13 protein-coding genes and 1 other RNA gene are annotated in these 20776 nt (G+C 62.7%); 3 read left to right on the top strand and 11 right to left on the bottom strand.

The features are described from left to right. Positions 1 to 43: 43 nt before the first annotated feature. From JS541_RS05905 to ffs, 9 genes are all read right to left on the bottom strand, one after another. Positions 44 to 1729 carry a C69 family dipeptidase gene (locus JS541_RS05905; protein WP_214373560.1) on the bottom strand — a complete coding sequence of 562 codons (1686 nt, stop codon included), beginning with the start codon at positions 1727 to 1729 and terminating at the stop codon, positions 44 to 46. 69 nt (positions 1730 to 1798) lie between these two features. Next, entirely contained in the window at positions 1799 to 2353 is a 555-nt protein-coding gene (locus tag JS541_RS05900; RefSeq protein WP_214373559.1) for a YbhB/YbcL family Raf kinase inhibitor-like protein, read from the bottom strand. Positions 2354 to 2453: 100 nt separating this feature from the next. Beyond that, the gene (locus JS541_RS05895; RefSeq protein WP_214373558.1) at positions 2454 to 3881 is read right to left on the bottom strand and encodes an SIR2 family protein; all 1428 of its coding nucleotides are present in this window, start codon (positions 3879 to 3881) and stop codon (positions 2454 to 2456) included. Between the two features lie 45 nt (positions 3882 to 3926). Continuing rightward, positions 3927 to 4601 carry a DUF3800 domain-containing protein gene (locus JS541_RS05890; RefSeq protein WP_214373557.1) on the bottom strand — a complete coding sequence of 225 codons (675 nt, stop codon included), beginning with the start codon at positions 4599 to 4601 and terminating at the stop codon, positions 3927 to 3929. Positions 4602 to 4828: 227 nt separating this feature from the next. After that, positions 4829 to 6004, bottom strand: coding sequence for a DNA polymerase III subunit delta' (locus JS541_RS05885; protein WP_214373556.1), 1176 nt, complete (start codon positions 6002 to 6004; stop codon positions 4829 to 4831). Further along, entirely contained in the window at positions 6001 to 6753 is a 753-nt protein-coding gene (tmk, locus tag JS541_RS05880) for a dTMP kinase (RefSeq protein ID WP_214373555.1), read from the bottom strand. The genes JS541_RS05885 and tmk overlap by 4 nt, the downstream gene beginning before the upstream one ends. Next, positions 6750 to 9740 (bottom strand): type I DNA topoisomerase, encoded by a 2991-nt coding sequence (gene topA, locus JS541_RS05875; protein ID WP_214373554.1) that lies wholly within the window; start codon positions 9738 to 9740, stop codon positions 6750 to 6752. The genes tmk and topA overlap by 4 nt, the downstream gene beginning before the upstream one ends. Positions 9741 to 9832: 92 nt before the next feature. Further along, on the bottom strand, positions 9833 to 10993 hold the full coding sequence (locus JS541_RS05870; RefSeq protein WP_214373553.1) for a phosphatase PAP2 family protein: 1161 nt from the start codon (positions 10991 to 10993) through the stop codon (positions 9833 to 9835). A gap of 511 nt (positions 10994 to 11504) precedes the next feature. Then, positions 11505 to 11599, bottom strand: an RNA gene (gene ffs, locus JS541_RS05865) — signal recognition particle sRNA small type. Between the two features lie 349 nt (positions 11600 to 11948). On the opposite strand from ffs, the gene JS541_RS05860 reads away from it, so the two are divergent. Next, positions 11949 to 14222 (top strand): transglycosylase domain-containing protein, encoded by a 2274-nt coding sequence (locus tag JS541_RS05860; protein WP_346428294.1) that lies wholly within the window; start codon positions 11949 to 11951, stop codon positions 14220 to 14222. A 412-nt stretch (positions 14223 to 14634) separates the two neighbouring features. Here the strand turns inward: JS541_RS05860 and leuA are convergent, their stop codons facing one another. Beyond that, positions 14635 to 16548, bottom strand: a complete 1914-nt coding sequence (gene leuA, locus JS541_RS05855; protein WP_214373551.1) for a 2-isopropylmalate synthase — start codon at positions 16546 to 16548, stop codon at positions 14635 to 14637. Between the two features lie 304 nt (positions 16549 to 16852). Between leuA and JS541_RS05850 the strand changes: the two genes are divergently transcribed. Then, on the top strand, positions 16853 to 18250 hold the full coding sequence (locus JS541_RS05850) for a metallophosphoesterase family protein (RefSeq protein WP_214373550.1): 1398 nt from the start codon (positions 16853 to 16855) through the stop codon (positions 18248 to 18250). Positions 18251 to 18603: 353 nt separating this feature from the next. Then, positions 18604 to 19458 (top strand): FadR/GntR family transcriptional regulator, encoded by an 855-nt coding sequence (locus JS541_RS05845; protein WP_214373549.1) that lies wholly within the window; start codon positions 18604 to 18606, stop codon positions 19456 to 19458. Between the two features lie 191 nt (positions 19459 to 19649). Here JS541_RS05845 and JS541_RS05840 read toward each other — a convergent pair whose 3' ends face one another. Beyond that, on the bottom strand, positions 19650 to 20612 hold the full coding sequence (locus JS541_RS05840; protein WP_214373548.1) for a dihydrodipicolinate synthase family protein: 963 nt from the start codon (positions 20610 to 20612) through the stop codon (positions 19650 to 19652). Positions 20613 to 20776 lie beyond the last annotated feature (164 nt).

The following is a 20776-nucleotide window of genomic DNA, read 5'->3' as shown; positions in this document are numbered from 1 at the left end:
TCACGGCTCGGCCTAGCCGAGGGGGCCAAGTAAAACGAACACCTTAGAAATCGGACAGGTGGAAGCCGTTCTTCATCTTCATGCTGGTGTTGTACAGCACGGTGTCGAGCAGCTTGTCCGTCTCGGTCTTGAGCCGGTCGGCCAGCCGCTGGTTGGCGGCGGTCAGCGTCTCGCGCACGGCCTCGTTCGCGCGCAGCGCGTCCACGATCTCGTCCGGTTCCATCGGCTGCACGTCGAGATCGGCGCCGGCATCGAACTCGTCCAGCTCGCCGTCGAATCCATCCGTCTCATCAGCGTCATCCGCGTCCGCAACGTCTTCGGCAGCGGCCTCGGCCACGGCCTCCGCGACCGTCGGCCACACGTCTTCCATCGCGTTGACCTCCGCATCGGTCTGCGCGACCAGCTGGTGTCCGAGCGCGCCGGTCTTCTCCTGGTAACGCGCCACGGCCGGCTCGTTGTCGGAGAACTGCGCGTCGCACAGCGCGGCGATCACACGGTTCGCCCAGTAGTAGTTCTCGGTTGTCACGCGCGTGGTCGTGTCCTCCAGGTACGCCGGCGTCGCGTCGACGTTCGTGTAGAACGGCATGAGCGTGTTGAACGGGTTGGAACCGTAGGCGATCCACTGGATCGCGCGGCTGACCTGCGGGCGGTACGGGCGGATCTGCATGACCGACAGCTGGCTCTGGCGGTTGATGCCGATCGGGCGGTACATGTGCTTGGTGCGTTCGTCGCCGCGTTTGCCGTACGGATCGAATTCGGTGCCCTGATAGTGGTCGGAGAGCACATACTTGATGTCTTCGATCGTCACCTTGCGTTCGGGCTGGCGCGCCCACGGAATATCGTTCGATTCCGGCGTGTGATCGGCGTCCGGGCCTTCCCAGACCTCGTCGTACGGGTTGAGGAAGCGCTGCATCGACCATGCGCGCGGCGTGTTGTAGACGTGGTCCATGTCGGAGTGCGAGCCGAACGCGTCGCGCGGGTTGAACGGCGACGTCGATTCGACCGACAGGTCCAGATGGTTGTCTTCGATGAACTCGGCGAGATCGGCCGAGCACATGTGATTCTCCTGCTCGCCGAGCGCGTCTTCGAGATCGAACTCGTCGATGCCGAGCTGGTTCGGCATGGTCACGTACGCCTCGTCCGGCACGCGCTTGGCGATCCAGTGATGGCCGCCGACCGTCTCCAGCCACCAGATCTCGTTCACGTCGGAGAACGCGACGCCGTTCATCTCGTAGGTGCCGAACCGTTCGAGCAGCGAGCCGAGACGCTCGACGCCTTCGCGGGCGGTCTTGATGTACGGCAGGACGAGCGTGACGAAGTCCTCCTCGCCGATGCCGCCGAGCACTTCCGGTTCGTAGTCGTCGCTGTCCGGATCGCCCTTGGCCGGCTGGTACTCGACGAACGGGTCGGCGCCGAGCACGCGCTCGTTCGTGGTGAGGGTTTCGGTGGCGCTCATCGCGACGTTCGCCTCGTTGATGCCGGCCTCGCCCCAGATGCCTTCCTTGAGGTCGGCGTTCGGCGCGGCCGTGTAGCGCAGCGGGGTCTCCTCGCTCAGGTCGATGGTCAGGTGGGAGATGACGCTGTGGTAGACGCTCGGCTGTTCCTCGGGCTTGATGACGACGAAACGCTTCGGGTTGAACTCGCCGTTGGAGCTGTCCTCGTTGCGGGCGATGATCGTGGAACCGTCGTAGCTGGCGTCCTTGCCGACCAGAATCGTGGTGCAGGGCATGTTGCTTCCTTTCTGATGACTGCTGTGACTTTCTCTATGAGAGCCGTATGGCTTCCTATTTCTGGTGAATCACGCTTTTCCGGTAACGAAGATACCGCCCTGGTCCGGGGTTTCGCCGCAGTTTCTCAGTGCGTGAAGCAGCTCGTTCATCCAGAATCCTTGGTTGAGGCCGGGCAACGGCTCCTTGGTGCCCCACACGTGCAGGTAGTAGTCGTGGTCCTTGTCCGGCGGCTGCGGGCCGTTGTAGCGCATCGTGATAGCCGGATCATTGTCGCGGCCCACGAACTTGCTGGCCGACGAATTGCGGCCCTGCACGGCCTCCGGGATCATCGCGGGAAGCTGGCGCGAGAAGTCCGGCGGGATCTGCAGCGCATGCGAATCGTTGAAGTCATACATGAGCGCGTCGATCGGCAGGTTCGCGACCGTCCAGTGGATCCATTCGAAGCCGCACACCGGAATCGAATCGGGATCGGTGAACGTCCAGTGCAGGTAGCGCACGGATGGGTCGATCTGGTCGATGTAGAACGGGAAGGAGATGACGGGCACGCCGCCATTGCGATATTCGGGCGCGGCGGCTTTCGCGAAGTCGTCGGGCACCACCGTGAAATCAGCGGAAATCTTCATGGCTTCAGTGTATCGCGGGTACGTTCGGGCACGATCCCAACGACCGAGATACAAGCGCAAAAAGATCGACACGTCACAGAAAAGGTTGTATTCGCACTATCTACTTAAGATCACGTAATTTCGAAAACTTCTTTTCCAGTAATTTCCTGGAATCATCTAATCTTTGAGCTACAAAATAACGGTACATCTGCAGTTGAAACGACGTCCCGATCTCATCTCCTCGGTCACGCCATACGTCCGCAGCCTCCCAAGAAGAGCCTTTGTCATAGCTAATATAACCGACTACATCATTAAATTTATCACAGCATTGATGAAATAGCTTCGGCGGAATTCTTAATGGATCAACTCTGGCACCAATATCAATAAGCATCCTCAACCAAGCAGCATATTTGGGGAAATCCCATATTATAGTTGGCTTATCGTATGCCATTGCTATAACGCGATCGAAGAAACTCAAAAAGTCAGACCAAAGAAAACCATACTCACTTCCAAGTTCTTTCATGAAATCCAATACTCTGTGTCGAAATGTTTCATTTTTAATAAAACTCAGCACATATTTATCATCAGATGAATTAAACATGTTCCGCTTATTTTCTATTTCCCGCTCCAGCTGCTCCCGTTCCCGATCCACAGCATCACACACTGTCATCAGCTCGTCCAGTAATGAAGTAAGACTATTCGTGTCGATCACATAGATCTCGCTGTCCCCATAATGTTTGATATATGGTTTCTCTGACGCGTTATCACTGTCAGTGTAGTTCACCTGCACCACCGGATATGAGTATTCCGGGGTATCGTTCTTGTAAACCGAGTCACACCAATCCATAGCGGATGTGATATTGGAATCGCCGATACCGTAGCCCAACATCAAGACGAGATGCTCCTTGATCAGAAAGGGCATTCTCGCCTGCCAATAATTGCCGGCACGGAAGAATCTCGTGTAATCGTCCTGCGTGATAACAATCGAAGATGGATCCATCGCACTGCCATGGATGTGGCAGACGGGCGTAAGATTAGCCACATTCACAAAAGCATCATGAGTCAACAGCGGCAATGCTTTTCCCTGCAACAGCGTCTCGACGACTGAATCGTAATTCGTTGTTACGATCCAGTCGAAATTCAACTTCTCGAAATATTCCTCATATCGTCCGCCTTTTTCCTTCGATGGATCGGGATATCCAGCGATCTGTTCTGCAACCACCTGTTTCAGCACTTGAATGCTTTGAGTCTCACTGATATCGTTATGGGATTTAGCATACAGATGGCATAGCTCCGTGGCGATACCCGGATAGTCGAGATGCTGCATAGCATCGGTACCAAACAGCTTTTCCTGGTCGATCTCTCCGCGTTCCATGACTGTAGCGCAACGTTGCAATAGTTGACGCCAATTCAAGGTCTTGTCCTTGCCAAGCACATCTATCGACAATCCTGCGCCGGCGAAAAGCCCAAGCAATCCTTGACGAGAAGCCTTTGCAATGAGGCGCAACAAATCTTTACGCGTAATATCGTCTTCATACCGATAAGCCACAGCAAACCTCTTCTATGTAGCCGATACGCATCCCACACGGGAGCATCAGAACCGCTTACGACGTAGAATCTTCAGATAATTTTTCCGAAAGTCGCGTCGGTTTCTGAACATTTTGAGATCCGTAGCGGTTTCTTCTCCCGAATCGAATTTCAAAGCCGTAAGCTCGATGGTGCACATCAGATCAGCGGTTTGTTCAAGTCGATAGTCCTTCGGCTGGGCATCCTTATATACGACCGCTTCCTTGGACAGGGCATAATCGATAGCAGCTTTCAGCGCATTCGATACGACCTGTTGCCCGTTATCGTAATACACCTTGATCGTTTTATAGGACTGCAACTCATCCAGATGAGAGAGGAGGAAGTCAGCAAGATCACGCTTGAGCTGGGCTTCAAACCTGCTTTTGCGCCCGTCAAACACGCTTTTGTGATGAGCGAATGTCACATAACGAAACGGCAAGTTACGTACAAGGTTGAAAAACGCAACGAAGAGGCGCTTTCGATCCGACAGATCCACATGCTCATAGTCATCGTGCCCGTTGAACAACGGTCCAGCATGAAAGGGGATATCGGGCAATCTCGAGTCAGCCAAATGCCGTTCATAACTGGCAATATGCTCCACAATAGGCTCCGACTGAACATGGAAGACCAGTGTGATGAGATAATATTCCGACCGTTTGCCCCATTCACCGGACTCGTCCACAAAGATGCTCAGTTCGCTCATCGGACTCCTGACGAGTGGACGGAATGAAAAAAGGCTGCCGGGGGAATACCCCCGGCGACTTGGAGCCTTCCTCTTGCGAGAGAAAGCGAATATTATTATGCCAAAAACAAGACCAATACGCAAACGGTGCATGTCGGGAAACACTTGCCAAATACGTATTATCGAACGTCTCTCTACACGAATGTGATCATCGCGCGCAGACAGACACGGCCTCGGGAGTATCATCCCTACGGAATCAGGGCGCAGAAGAGGGCCTCGAACAGGAGGGTGGGGTTGCCGTTGCCGGCGAGACGGCGGCGGGCCGTGGCGATGTCGTCCAACCGCCGCACCGCACCGGCCCGGCTCAGCCGCGCCGACAGTTCCGCAATCGCCTCGCGGTTCTCCAGATTGATGATCCCGACCGCGTCCTCCGCGTTGTTCTGCATCACGGCAACATCGCGGTACACGCTGGCGATCGAATTGAGCGCACGGTCGAGCACGTCGCGACTGCGACGGGTCGCCTGCCGCTTCAGTTCGTCCTTTTTGGCGATCTGGTTGTACGCGCCGCGCAGGTTGAGCGGGATGCGATCCTTCTCCCCCAGACCGTTGACGCGACGGAAATCAGCTTCGGCGCGCGCCGCCTGCGCTTCCACATCCGCTTCGGCCTGACCTTTCGCGTTGTCGATCAGATCGCCGGCGAGCAACACCGCGTCCGATGCGCGGTGCAGGCCGATCACGCCGACGATCAGTTCGTCGCGGTCGGTCATCACGCGCTCGTTCGTAGCGTACAGCCGGGCCACGCCGATATGGCCTTCCGCGAGCCGGGCTGCGCGGGCGGCCACGTGCTCGGTAAAGCGCCGGTCGTCGGGCAGGGACGGGTTCACCGTGTTCATGAGGAACGCGGCGACGGCCTTGTTCGTGGGCACAGCAAGGTTCACGATGCGGGTGCGCGACCGGATCGTGGGCAGCACGTCCTGTGCGCTCGGGGCGCACAACAGCCAGATCGTATGTTCGGCCGGCTCCTCGATCTCCTTGAGCAGCACGTTCGTGGTGCGCTCGAGCATACGGTCGACGTCTTCGATGATGATGATCCGCCACGGCGCGGTGCCGGGCATCTGCTCGCTGACGCCGATCAGGTCGCGCACCTCGTCGATGCCGATGGTGACCTTGTTCGTGGCGAGCACGGTGACGTCAGGGTGCGTGCCGGCGAGGACTTCACGCGTGGTTTTGGTTGGCTCGTCGTTCAGACCGTGATCGGGGCTTTCGAGCGCGGCGGCGAACGCCTTGGCCACGTTCGAGCGGCCGGAGCCGGGAGGGCCGCAGATCAGCCATGACTGCGCGATGGCCTTCGGGTCGCCGGTGGAGATGGCCTTGAGCTGTTCCACGACCGGTTTCTGGCCGACGATCGAATCCCATACGCTCATCGCACACCGCCCGTCATCGTGTCATGTCGAGAGGCATTGCCGTCCTCATTGTTATTGCGGTCGGAGCGCAACTCCGTTCCCTCGTCATTTCGAGCGGAGCACAGCGAAGCCGAGAAATCTTCTTCTCCCCCGGCGATCACCTCGTCAATATCCTCATGAATCTGCGCCCACACGTCTTCGATCGATTTGCTTGCGTCGATCACGCGGAACCGGCCCGGCTCGGCGGCAGCCAAGTCGAGGAACGCCTGACGGGTGCGGGTCTGGAAGCCGTCGCCCGCGGATTCCATACGGTCGGCCGCGTGTTGCAGACGCGCGTGCGAGAGCGCCGGATCCATGTCGAGCAGATACGTGCGAACCGGCAGCAGGTTGTTCGTGGCCCACAGGCTGAGATTGCGGATCTCGTCGGCGGTCAATTCGCGGCCGCCCGCCTGATAGGCGAGCGACGAGTCGAGATACCGGTCGGTGATGACGACCGCCCCGCGTTCGAGTGCCGGACGGATCACCTCGGCCACATGCTGGGCGCGGTCGGCCGCGAACAACAGCGCCTCAGCGCGGGCGGCGATATCGGCCGCACCCTCCACGCCGTGCAGCAGCATGCGGCGGATCGCCTGGCCCAGCGGTGTGCCTCCCGGCTCGCGGGTGACCACCGCTTCGCGACCCTGCGCCTCAAGGTATGCACGCAACCGCTCGACCTGCGTGGTTTTGCCCACGCCGTCGACGCCCTCAAACGAAACAAACACTCCGGTCATGCGGCCTCGGCGGTCTTCTTGGCGGCGGACTTGCGCGTGGTCGTCTTCTTCGCGGAAGAAGCCGCCTTGGTCTTGGATGCAGCGGTCTTCTTGGCCGTCGACTTGGTCGCGGTCTTCTTCGCGGCAGTGCCCGACTTCGCCGCCGTCTTGCGCGTGCGCTTTTTGGCCGGGCCGGCCGCGCGCTTTTCGGCGAGCAGGCGGAACGCCTCGGCCGGTTCGATCGACTCGGGCGTGTACTGCTTGGGCACCGTGCGGTTGGTTTCACCGTCGGTGATGTACGCGCCGTAGAAGCCGTCCTTGATGGTCACCGGCTTGCCGGTCTCCGGATCCGGGCCGAGCTCGCGCAGCGGCGGCTTGGCCGCGCCGCGTCCACGGCCGCGACCGTACTTCGGCTGGGAGAACAGTTCCTTCGCCTTGTCGATGTCGACCGTGAAGATCTCGTCCTCCGAGGCGAGCGAACGCGTCTCACTCTTGCCGTCCACCGCCGTCTTGGTCAGGTACGGACCGTAGCGGCCGTTGTTCGCTTCGACCTTGACCTCGGAGATCTCGCCGGTTTCGGCGTTCGTTTCCTCATACGAACCCACGAGTCGCGGCAGGCTAAGCAGCCGAAGCGCGTCCTCAAGGGTGAGCGATTCGGGGCTCATCGTCTTGAACAGCGACGCCATCTTGGGCTTCGGCGCGGCCGCGGCCTTCTTGGTGGTCTTCTTGGCCTTGGTCTTGGTCTCCGCCTCGGTCGAGCCAGCCGAGGCGACCTCACCTGCACCCGTCGTCTCGGCAGCCGCAGCCTCCGCCGGCACGAGCGCCACATACGGCCCGAACCGCCCGTTGCGCACCTCGACCGTGCCGCCGCTCACCGGGTCCACACCGAGCACGCGCGGCCCGCCCGAATTGTGCTCGATCAGGTCATGCCCGACCTCGACGGTCAGCTCGTCCGGCGCCAGCGTCTCCGGCAGCGACGCGCGCTTCGGGTTGCCTTCCGCATCCAGATGCTCCATATCCTCCAGATACGGGCCGTACCGGCCGACGCGCACATGCAGCCCGTCGCCGATGTCGATCGTGTTGATCGCGCGCGCATCGATCTCGCCGAGCTGCGCGACCTGCTGCTGCAGGCCCGCGTGCGCCTCGTCGGCGTTCGCGGCCGCGCCCTCGCCCGACCCGAAGTAAAACCGCGTCAGCCAGTCACGCCCGGTTTCACGCCCGTGCGCGATCTGGTCAAGTCCGTTCTCCATGTCGGCCGTGAACTCGTAGTCCACGTACTTCGGGAACTTCGTCTCGAGCAGTTTGATGACCGAGAACGCAAGCCACGACGGGATCAGCGCCCGGCCGCGCTCGTACACGTATCCGCGGTCGATGATCGTCGAGATGATGCTCGCGTACGTCGACGGACGGCCGATCTCCTTGGCCTCCAAGGTCTTCACGAGCGACGCCTCGGTGTAACGTGCCGGCGGCTGCGTCTCGTGGCCGTCCGCGCTCACGTCATCCGCGCTCACCTGCTGGCCGACGCTCATCGGAGGCAGCGACGCGTTCTCCTCACTGTTCTTCGCAGCCTTACCATCGTTCGCATCGGCCTTCGCGCCGGCCGCGCCGGCACCAGAGCCAGCCGCCTTGCGTCCCTCCCCAGTCGCCTTCATGAAGCCGAAGAACTCGATCACCGTGCCCGACGCCTGGAACACGGCCTCGCCGTATGCCGCGCCCGCCGACGCACTCAGCCGCACGGTCGCGGTCGATCCGGTCGCATCGGCCATCTGCGATGCCAATGTGCGCTGCCAGATCAGCGTATACAGTTTCAGCTGGTCTGGCGGCACAAGGCTTGCCAGTTCGGCCGGGTCACGGAATCGCGCGCCGGCCGGGCGGATGCACTCGTGCGCCTCCTGCGCGCCGGCGGTTTTGGTCGCGTACTGCTTGGGCGCGTCCGACAGGAACGCCTTGCCGAAGTGGTATTCGACGGCGTTGCGTGCGGCCGCGATCGCCTCCTGCGAGAGCGTGACCGAATCGGTACGCATGTACGTGATGTAGCCGTTCTCGTACAGGCCCTGCGCGGCGCGCATGGTCTGGCGCGAGCTCATGCCAAGCCGGTTGCCAGCGGTCTGCTGCAGCGTCGACGTGGTGAACGGCGGCTGCGGACGACGGCGGTACGGCTTGGATTCGGTGGACAGCACCGTGAACGCGGCGGATTTGAGCGTTTCCGCGACGGCGTTCGCGGATGATTCGTCGAGTTGGAGGACGTTGCCGGCGAATCCGTCCGGCGTGAGCTTGCCGTCAGCGCCGAAGTCCTTGGAGACGGCGAGCCGCTTGCCGCCGAGCGAGACCATGCGCGCGTCGAACTGCACGTCCTGGCCTTCGGCGTCGGGGGCGACGAGTTCGGCGGTCACATCCCAGTAGGGCGCGCGAACGAACGCCATGCGCTCGCGTTCGCGCTCGACGATCAGTCGAGTGGCGACGGACTGCACGCGGCCGGCGGACAGGCCCGGCCCGACCTTGCGCCACAGTACCGGCGAGAGCTCGTAGCCGTAGAGTCGGTCGAGGATGCGGCGCGTCTCCTGCGCATCGACCATCGCGCCGTCCACGTCGCGCGTGTTGGTCAGCGACGCCTTGATCGCCTCGGGCGTGATCTCGTGGAACACCATGCGCTTGACCGGCACCTTAGGCTTGAGCGTCTGCACGAGATGCCACGCGATCGCCTCGCCTTCGCGATCCTCATCGGTCGCGAGGTAAAGCTCATCGGCGTTCTTCAGCGCGGATTTGAGATCGGCGACAGTTTTCTTCTTGTCGCCGTCGACGATGTAATACGGCTTGAACCCGTCCTGGACGTCCACGCCGAACTTGCCGAACTTCTCCTTGTCGGCGGCGGGCACCTGGCTGGGCTGGGCGAGATCGCGGATGTGGCCCACCGATGCCTTGACGGTGTACCCTTCGCCGAGATACCCGCCGATCTTCTTGGCCTTGGTGGGAGACTCCACGATGACGAGCTTGCTGCCGGTTGCCATGACTGCTCCTTACATACTTGCCTTACGGAACGTCATATTAACCATGACGTGCGGCCAAAGGCCAAACCCGTCGTGTGGCGGCTACGGCCGCGCTACTGCTGCGGCGGGGCGGGCGGTGCGCCGATCAGACCGAGCCGGCTCAGCGGGGCGGCGGTCAGCTGACGCATCGCGAGCACGAGGCCGACGGTCAGCAACGTCACCCCGTTCACGCCCACGATCGTCGACAGATACGCGCCCGAAGCGGACCATGCCGCACTCAGCGCGAGTCCCGGCAGCACCTGCCAGATAACGTATGCAGCGTATGCGATGCCGAGCAGTCCGGCCGTGATCATCACCGTGCCGACGATCTGGATGCTCGCCGACGAGACGCGACTGCCCGGCTCGTCCATCGCGGTTTTCGCCGTGAACGCGAGCACGATCAACGTCCATCCGCCAACCAGCAGCACCGACATCGCCGCGTCGGTCGGCCGATGCCAGCCGCCGGCGATCACCGAAAGCCCAATCACCGCAGTGAATCCGGCCGATATCACCGCGCACACCGCTCGCCATACGCGCGGCACGACGATCAACAGCAGCACCGACGAGGCCGCCGCGAGGATCGTGTGACCGGACGGCGCGGAGTTCGCGTGCGGCGTCTGCGTATCGATCAGATACGGCCGCGGCAGCAGTTCCTTGAGGAACGTCGACGCGTAGCACAGCGCGACGATCGCGACGAATTGGGCCAGCAACAGCCAACGTTTGCGTGCGATCGTCACGACGACCGCGATCGCGCCGAACAGCAGCGACAGCAGCACCGTGAGATTGAGGATCACCGTGCCTACGTTCCAGTCGATGAACGGGCTCAGCGTCGCCGCGAGCCAGCCGGGCAGCGCGTCCGCGAATCCGGTGACCACGATCTCGTCGTACGATTGGCCGGTTTCGGTGCACACGCCGAGCCACCACACGCCGAACGCGGCGGCGATGAGCAGCAGTCCGAACACGACGCATAGCACGCGGCTCGACGTGCGCGGACGTGCGAGCAGTGGGTCGGGCTCGGACAGGGCGCGCTCGACATCGGACGATGCGGCGTACGGATCGTCGGCGAGCGGTTCGATGCCGGGGATGACGACGGACGGGCCACTCCTGCTGACCGCGGGCGCACCCGACGACGGGCCGCCCGCCGCGTCACGGGACGGTTCGGATGATGGTTCCGGAAGCCGCAACGGCACGAATGACGTGGGAGGGGATGCGAGGGGCTGCTGTTCGTCGGTCATATCCACGATTCTACGATGGCCTCCGATGATCACCCGGGCTTACGGCCTCTACGGACCCCCAAACCGGCCGTATGCCCGGGAACCAAGCCCGAAATCTCGCCCCCACCCGGGCATACGGCCATTGTAAAGGTCAGAACCGGCCGTAAGCCCGGGAAGGAAGGCTGCTGCCGGGAAGGCATGCCCCCGTTCCCGGGCATACGTTCCCGGGCATACGGCCGTTTCAGACGCAGCAGCAGGCCGTATGCCCGGGAGAATGCGGGTATGCTCGAGAAGGGAGATCATGAGCTCGGAAAGGGAGATCATAAGCCCACACCCCTCCCGGGCATACGGCCTCTACACACCTTCGAACCGGCAGTAAGCCCGGGAGGGGAGGCTGCTGTCTGGGATAACATGGCCCGTTCCCGGGCTTACGGCCGTTACACGCCTCAGAACCGGCCGTACGCCCGGGGAGATGCGGACCCACGCCACGAATGCCGGGTTATAGCTCCGATGCCCCGAATGCCGGAAAGTATGGAAAAACCTCCACGCACCCGTCAGAGGCCACTTACCCTTGCTGCATTCCTGCCCTGGGGGAGTTGGGTGACATAGCGCCGCGTGGAGGCTGTTAAACAGTGTACAGCATCCACGGACATACCCGGCGCGCCGCGCCTTGCCGAGCGCCCGCTGAATTTGTGAGAGTTCGGCGCAAAATCATGCCGGGAACCATGCGAATCGGTTCAAAACGCCCGGTTGTTCATGGGCAGTGGCTACGGTGGTGCCCATGGTTTCACAGTCACGACGTACTTCCGGCGGCTCCCATCGGGCAGGCAGCGCCCCCCGAACGGTGAGCAGCGGCACGACCAGAAAACCAGCCGCACGACGCCATACCGGCGGCTCGCATCGCGCCGTCAACCCCAAGGGGCACGGTCGCAACCGGCGCAACCGGCGCAATAACCGGCACCCGATCCTCAAATGGATCCTCATCGTCATCGGCGCACTGTTCGGCCTCGGCATCCTGACCGGCGTCGGCGCGTTCGCATACCTGTACATCACCACCGAAATCCCGCAGGCCGACAAGATCGCGCTCGCGCAGAAGACGACCGTCTACTACGTCGACGGCACTACCGAGATCGGCTCGTTCGCCGAGCAGAACCGCGAGATCATCGAGTGCAACGACCTGCCCGACTACGTCGGCAACGCGATCGTCGCGTCCGAGGACCGCACGTTCTACACGAACAAGGGCATCGATCTGAAGGGCATGGGCCGCGCGCTGCTCAACAACGTCACCAAGGGCACGCGCCAGGGCGGTTCGACGATCACGCAGCAGTACGCGGAACGCTACTATCTAGGCGAAACGACTTCGTATGTCGGCAAGGCGCGCGAGGCGATCCTCGCGCTCAAGCTCGCGCAGGCGCAGGACAAGAGCGAGATCCTGTGCAACTACATGAACACGATCTATCTCGGCCGCGGCGCGTACGGCATCCAGGCGGCCGCGCAGGCGTACTTCGGCAAGGACGCGAAAGACCTGACGCTGCAGGAGTCCGCGATGATCGCCGGCATCATCCCCGCCCCGTCCACATGGGATCCGGCCGTGAATGCGACGATGGCCACGCAGCGCATGAAGCGCGTGCTCAACATCATGCAGGAGGACGGTTACATCACCGCTGTCGAACACAGCAAGGCGAATTCGCTGCCCGAGACGATCGAGTACGTGCAGAACAACGCGTTCAGCGGTTACAACGGCTACCTGCTGACCACCGTGGAGAACGAGCTGATCAATTCGGGCACGTTCACCAAAGACGACATCGAGACGGGCGGATACAAGATCATCACCACGATCGACAAGACCATGCAGGACGCGATCCAGACCGTGGGCGACACACGGCCGGACGGCATGCCCGAGACAATCCAGGTGGGAGGCATCGCGGTCGATCCGCGCGACGGCACGGTCAAGGCCATGTACGCCGGTTCGGACTATCTGACCAACCAGTACAACAACGCCACGCAGGCGAACTTCCAGCCAGGCTCGACGATGAAACCGTTCGCATTGCTGGGCGCCGCGCAGGAGGGCGTGAACTTCAGCACACTGTTCAACGGTAATTCCGGCCAGCGTTTCGCCGGACTGGAGAACGAGGTGAACAACGCGCTCAACATGAACTGGGGCTACATCAACCTCTACCAGGCCACGGCGAATTCCGTGAACACGGTGTTCATGAACGTCAACGAGCATCTCACCCCGCAGCGCACGGCCGAGATCGCGCATCAGGCCGGCATCGAGAGCGACATCGACGAGACCTCGCCGTACAACGTGCTCGGCATCAACGCGACGACCGTATGGGATCTGGCGCAGGGCCATTCCACGATCGCCGCGAACGGCGTGAAGAACACGCTGCACATCGTTTCGGACGTCACCGACTACCAGGGCAAGGAGATGTACAAGGCGACGGTCGCGAACGAGAAGGTCTTCGATGCGAACGATTGCGCGCTCGTGCAGAAGGCGATGCAGGGCACGACGACGACGGGTACCGCGGCAGGCACCGCGGCGGCGCTCGGCCGGGCCGTGGCCGGCAAGTCGGGCACCGCGAACGACGAGACTGCGGCCTCATTCGTTGGCTACGTGCCGCAACTGCTCAGCGTGTGGGCGATCTGGAATCCGGACGGGAACGGTTCACCGCAGGTCGTGCCGGAGTTCGCCGGCTACGGCGTCTCCTCGACCGGATACCCGGCGCACCTGTTCACCGAGTTCATGAGTCAGGCGCTCAACGGCATGTCCGTCGAGCAGTTCCCGACCGCGACCGACGACGGCAAGATTGGCGGCCCGGACGGCACGTGGGGTCTGGGCGCGACCTACTACCAGCAACAGCAGGACACGGCCAAGCAGAAGGCCGAACAGGAGGCGGAAGACAAGAAGAAGGCCGAGCAGGAGGCGCAGCAGTCGCAGTCCGGCACAAGTTCGAGCGGTGACGGTTCGAGCGGTTCGTCAGGCGACGGTTCCGGCGACGATTCGAGCGGCAGTTCCAGCGGTTCCAACGGTTCGGCCGACAGCAGCGGTTCGACCGGTAACTCCGGCGATGGCGGCTCGACCTCGAGCGACACTTCAGGCAGCAGCGGTTCGGGCTCGAACTCCGGCAGTACTGGTTCGAACTCCGGCAACTCCGGCAGTGGATCGAGCAGCGGCACCGCGACCGGCTCCAGCTCAAGTTCGAGCAACGGTTCGAGCAACACCGATTCCAACAACACCGGCCAGTAGACGGCAAGGTTCAGGGGCGGCATTCGCATCGTGCGGATGCCGCCCCTTTTCGATGACCGCTACGCGAGCAGGCTCAACAGGGCCTCTAGGAACCAACCGTGGTGTTTTAGACTCCGGGCTTACGGCCGGTTCCACCCCTCAAACCGGCCGTATGCCCGGATGACGGCGCACCGCTCCCGGGCTTACGGCTGGTTCCGAGCACCTCAACGGCCGTAAGCCCGGGAAGCGGGCCAGCGTAACAGACGCAGCCCCGCAACACATGCGAAGGGCCTTCCTGCATATGATTGCAGGAAGGCCCTTCGTCGTATTCAGTACCGACGGATGTCAGCGTTCCGATGAACAGTCCGGTGGACGGTTCGTAGCCGGAGCAACATCAGTTGCGACGCGCCGGACACGGCACGCCGACCGTACGTCAGCGTTCGCTGCGGTTCACCGCGGAGATGATCGCCTTGAGCGAGCTGGTGATGATCGACGAGTCGATGCCGACACCCCAGATGATCTGGCTCTCCGCGTCCTCACCGACCTGCGCCTCGACATACGAGGCGGCCATCGCGTCGGTGCCGACGGACATCGTGTGCTCGACGTAATCCATCACCGACACCTCGATGCCGAGGTTCGAGATCGCGTTGATGAACGCGGCGATCGGGCCGTTGCCGATGCCACTCAGCTCACGCACGACCGGCTCGGAGGCGTTCGCCGCACCCGCGCCACGGTCGAGCAGCTTCGCCTTGAGCACGGTGTCCGAACCGTCCTCACCGGAGGAGACCGACACCTTGAGCAGCTTCAGACGACCCCACTGCTCGAGGCTTTCGTCGCGGGTGTCGCCCACGACCGCGCCGGCCGCCGTCGCGCCCGACTCCTCGACCGGCAGGTACTCGTCCTTAAACAGACGCCAGATGTCCTCGTCCTTGACTTCCTTCTTCGTGTCGTCCGCGTACTTCTGCACGATCTTGTCGAACTCCACCTGCAGACGCTTCGGCAGGTCGAGGTTGTGGTTCGTCTTGAGCAGGTACGCCATGCCGCCCTTGCCGGACTGCGAGTTGACGCGGATAATCGCCTCGTACGTGCGGCCGATGTCCTTCGGGTCGATCGGCAGGTACGGCACGAGCCACACGAAACTGTCGAGGTCGGCGCCGGCACGGTCTGCGGCCATCTGACGCGCCTCGAGGCCCTTCTTGATCGCGTCCTGGTGCGAACCGGAGAACGCGGTGAACACAAAGTTGCCCGCGTACGGATGACGTTCGGAGATCTTGATCTGGTTGCAGTACTCGACCGTCTTGCGAATCTCCGGCACGTTCGAATAATCGATCTGCGGGTCGATGCCCTGCGTGAGCAGGTTCAGGCCGAGCGTGACGAGATCGACGTTGCCGGTGCGCTCGCCGTTGCCGAGCAGGCAGCCTTCGACGCGGTCCGCGCCGGCCAGCAGCGCGAGTTCGGTGGCGGCCACGCCCATGCCCTCGTCGTTGTGCGGGTGAAGCGACAGCACGATCGAGTCGCGGTCGTTCAAGTTGTTGGAGACGTATTCGACCTCGTCCGCGAAGACGTTCGGCGTGGTCATCTCCACGGTCGCCGGCAGGTTGATGATCATCTTGTGGTCCGGCGTCGGTTTGATGACGTCAATGACCGCGTTGCACACCTCGACCGCGTACTCCGGCTCAGTGCCGGTGAACGACTCCGGGCTGTACTCGTAGTACAGGTCGATGCCTTTGGCCTCGGATTCGAGGCTCTTGCACAGTTCGGCGGCGTCGGTGGCGAGCTGCTTGATCTCGGCCTTGTTCTTGCGGAACACGACCTCGCGCTGCAGCACGGACACGGAGTTGTAGAAGTGCACGACCGCGCGCTTGGCGCCGCGCAGCGCCTCGTAGGTGCGGCGGATGAGGTGTTCGCGGCACTGGGTGAGCACGACGATGGTCACGTCGTCCGGGATCAGCTCGCGTTCGATGAGCATGCGGATGAAGTCAAAATCGGTTTCGGACGCGGACGGGAAGCCGACCTCGATCTCCTTGAAGCCCATGGAGACGAGCAGGTTCCAGAAGCGCAGCTTGCGTTCGGAGTCCATCGGGTTGACGAGCGCCTGGTTGCCGTCGCGCAGGTCGACCGAGCACCAGCGCGGGGCACGCTCGAGGCGCTTGCCCGGCCACGTGCGCTGCGGATAGTCGAACGGCACCTGCTTGTCGTAGGCGGCGTACTTGTTGTACGGCATCTTGCTCGGCTTCTGCGGGTCGCCGATGAATCGTGCCGGAGGCAGCAGCGGGTCGTTGTTCCCTCCGTTGGACGCTGCGGCGACTGCCGCGAGATCAAACACTGACGATTGATCCTGACCCATCACTCCTCCTTTTCTTGGATTTGCGCCGGTGGTTCAGCCCGGCCGTATCGTTTACGTGTACGTAACATGTACAACCTTTCATCATACCGGTCTTACCCCCGCAAATCGCCGTCATTCCGGCATTTGGCGACGGCGGGTGCATAGTCGCCGCGCAACCGCCGTCCGACCGTCGGCAGTCACGCACCCGACGATCACCTGTCAATCGGAACGTTCGGCAAACGCACGGTTGCGCAAACGTGATGCTCCCGCGCAGATCGCGGCGTTCGCATGGCTTTCGCGGACGCCGCACGGTTAGATGGGGTGCATGACACACCGCACAGCGCACACCGAGCTCAAGTTCCGCGAAGACGGCACGTTCCGCGTGCTGCAGATGGCCGACATCCAGGACGGCCCGAACGTCCATCCCGACACGATCCGCATGATCGAGGCCGCGATCAAGGCCGCCGATCCCGATCTCGTCGTCTTCACCGGCGATCAGATCCGCGGCTACGATCCGGCGTACATCGACACGTTCCTGCGCCGGCGTGGTGAGAATCCGGGCGCGAAGGTGCGGCTCGTCACCGAGGTCGAGGCGAAGCTCAAGGGCATCCACCGGCGCATCGCCGCCCGCCGCAACCCCGACGTGCCGCCGGTCGAGGACGTCGTCACGCTCGACGATCTGCTCGACGACACCCGGCAGAAGGTGCGCGACACGTTCAGCGCGTTCCTCGGGCCGGTCGTGCGCGCCGGCGTGCCGTTCGCCGCGACCTACGGCAACCACGACTTCCAGTGCGGTATCCTCGCCGACGAGCAGGACGACATCTACCGCGAGTATCCGGGCTGCCTGAACCCGGCCGATTCGCTGGAGCCGGGCACGTTCGCGCTGCCGGTCGCAGCGTCGGACGGCTCGGGCCGCGTCGCGATGGGCGTGACGATGATCAACTCGGGCGACTACGCGGGCAAGCCGGAGGAGAACGACGCGCAGTATCCGCGCTACGTCGCCAATTCGCGCGGTCTTGATCTCGCCGATTCCGACGGCTACGGCACACCGAGCGACGAGGCGGTCGCATGGCTGGGCGACGTGCAGCGTGACTTTGCGACACGCAACGGCGACGGCAAGCCGGTGCCGACGATCGCGTTCCAGCACATCCCGCCGCAGGAGTTCTACGACTGCCTGACCGAGGTGAGCCCGTGGACGCCGAACGCGGTGGAGGGCGCGCGCAATTTCGCCGGGCACTGCTACGTGCTCAACCATGAGATCTGCCGGCCGGGTTCGCGACTCGGCGAGGCGATCGGCTGCGCGGACGAGAACGTGGGCGAGGTCGATGCAATGCGTGACGCGGGCGGCTATTTCGCGCTGTTCTGCGGACACGACCACAAGAATTCGTTCGTCGGCCATGTCGACGGGATCGACCTCGGCTACGCGCCGACCTGCGGATTCGAATGCTACGGGCCGAAGTCGCGCTACCGCGGCATTCGCCTGTTCGAGTTTCGCGAAGACAATCCGCGCAACTACGTGACGCGCATGCTCACGTGGGGCGAACTGGTCGGCCGGTATTCGAGCAACGAGGTGCGCGTGTTCTTCGAGGACCATTGCATCACCGACGCGATCGGCCTGCGCAACGAGCTGCGCCGCCCGCAGGTGTTCGCCGGCGTCGCCTTCGGCACGACCGCCGCGTTCGCCGCCGTCGTGCGCGCCGCCCTCAAACAGGCGAAACGCTGACGGCGACGGATTGATAGGATCGTGCTGCCGCGTCGGTTATACGTAACCGCACGGTGGCACGTCATGTCATGGTACGATAGTAGTTGTCAGATGTCTGATAACTCAGCGCAGAGCCGTTACCAACCGACCGACACACGTCCGCAGGACGGACGGCACTTCGCCGCAGCCAGCACCGGACACCCCACCCTGACACAGCCGGGCCCTTTGCCGGCCCGAAGCGTATCGCGATAGGAGCAAAACCTAGTCGTGCGTTGTGTTTGCGCCTATTGTGGTTCATAAGACCGTCAGGGGAACGGTGGTATTGCATGCAACAACGTCGTACCCGTAAGGGAAAACAAGACAAGGAGCGTATCATGAGCAACCCATCCGGTCCGGCCGCACTTGAGACGCCGAACCAGAACGGGAACCGAACCCAGCCATCAGGCGACGAAATCCTAGGCGAGTACACCCAGCAGGAACTAGCGATGCTGGCCCGTCTGTCACTGCAAAGTACGCCCACCGTCTCCGCACGCAGCCGTTGCGACGAGACAATGGACGCCATCAAATCCTATATTCTGCATGAGCATCTGCAGCCCGGTGACGTGCTGCCGACCGAGGCGCAGCTGTGCGACACGATCGGCGCCTCCCGATCCTCGGTGCGCGAGGCCGTGCGCAAGCTCGAGGCGCTGAACATCGTCAAGGTGGAACATGGCAAGGGCACGTTCGTCGGGTCGCTGTCTCTGGATCCGATGGTGGAGACACTCGCCTTCCGTTCGATGGTATCCGTGGGCAAGAACTTCGCCGATCTGCAGGACGTGGTGCAGCTGCGCCGGTTCCTGGATCTCGGCTGCGCCGACGAGGTGGTGGCCTCGCTGGCGAACAGCGAGCAACCCCATCTCATGAAGCTCGCCGATTCCATGACCGCCACCGCGAAGGACGGCAAAACCTTCCTCGCGCTGGACATCGACTTCCACATGGGCATTCTCGATTCGATCGGCAACACCATCGTCAAGCAGATGGTCCGGTCCCTCTGGCTGGTCCACATGGCGGTGCTCCCCCAGCTCGGACTGCCGGTGTCCAGCGAACTCGACCGCACCGCCTCGGCCCATCGCCGCATGCTCGACGCCGCACTGGCGGGCGATGTCGACGCGTATCGTCAGGCCGTCGTCGACCACTACGAGCCCATCGAATCCATCCTTCGGCAGCGCATCGAAGACGGCGACGAGTAGGTCCTCATCCCTCCTCCCCTCTCCCCATTCTGTGCGGGATGCACATCCAACAAGGCGGGGTCGGTTCCGGGAACATTCCGGAATCGACCCCGCCTTTATGGTGAAAGGAGCAAAGGAAAGGAAGAGAAAACGAATGTCGAGCGCCAGCCAAACCGGCGCCCAGACTCAGGCGCTCATAACGGTCATAGCGGTCAGGCGATCACGGTGGAGGCGCTCACCTCCTCGGCCGTGCGTACCGGCTCCAGGCCGCATTCGCGCAGCACGCCGGCCACAGCCTCCACGTTCGCGCCCGTCAACGCACGAACCGGATTGGGCATCTGGTTGGTCTCGAAGATGCCGAGCAGGGCCAGCGCGGTCTTGAACGCGCCTACACCGGCGCCGAATCCGGAGACGCCGGAAGTGACGTTCACGATGTTCATCAGCGCGGCGAGCTTGTCCTGCTCGGCGCGCACGGTGGCCCAGTCTCCGGCCTCGTAGGCCCGCCACATGCGCACGTAGCCGGTGCATTCCACGTTGCCCAGGCCCGGCACGCTGCCGTCGGCGCCGGCCATGTACGCACCGTCCACCACGACCTCCTGGCCGGTGAGCAGCGCCAGCGGATGGCCGGCCTTGCGGTTGGCGTCGCACAGGAAGCGGAAGGAGACATCGTCGTTGGACGAGTCCTTGACGCCGGTGAGCACGCCGTCAAGACCGAGACGGATGAGCAGGTCGCCGGGCAGCTTGACGTGCACGCACACGGGGATGTCGTAGGCGAACAGCGGCAGGTCCACTGCCTCGTGGATCAGGCGGAAGTGGTTCTCGATCTCGGGCAGACCGCCGAGCGCGTAGAACGGTGCAGTGGCGACGATGGCGTCAGCGCCGAGTTCGGCGGCCACCTTAGCGTGCTCGATGACGCGCTCGGTCTCGGTGTCGATACAGCCGACCAGTACCGGCACGCGGCCGGCGGTGAATTCGATGGCGGCCTCGATGATCTCGCGGCGGCGGGCGTCGGTGCTGAAGGCCACCTCGCCGGAGGAGCCGAGGAAGAACAGGCCGTTGACGCCCGCGTCGATCAAGCGGTCGATGGAGCGTTTGAAACTGGCGCGGTCGAGCTGGCGGTCGGCGGTCAGCGGGGTCACGACCGGGGGGATCACGCCGCGGAAAGTGGTGTTCATGATGATGTTCCTTATGTCTGTGTCGTATGTGTCTGTGTTTGGTGTCTGTGTTTGGTTCGTCGATGAAGGATGTTGGATGGATCGGTGATTTGGAGACGATTGGTTCGCCGGACCGGCAGGATTCCGCCGATCCGGCAGCCGCGCCGGCAGCGATCATCTGCGAT

This window comes from Bifidobacterium sp. SO1, from assembly GCF_018555335.1.
Lineage (GTDB): Bacteria > Actinomycetota > Actinomycetes > Actinomycetales > Bifidobacteriaceae > Bifidobacterium > Bifidobacterium simiiventris.
This window is presented reverse-complemented; position numbering and strand designations above follow the sequence as displayed.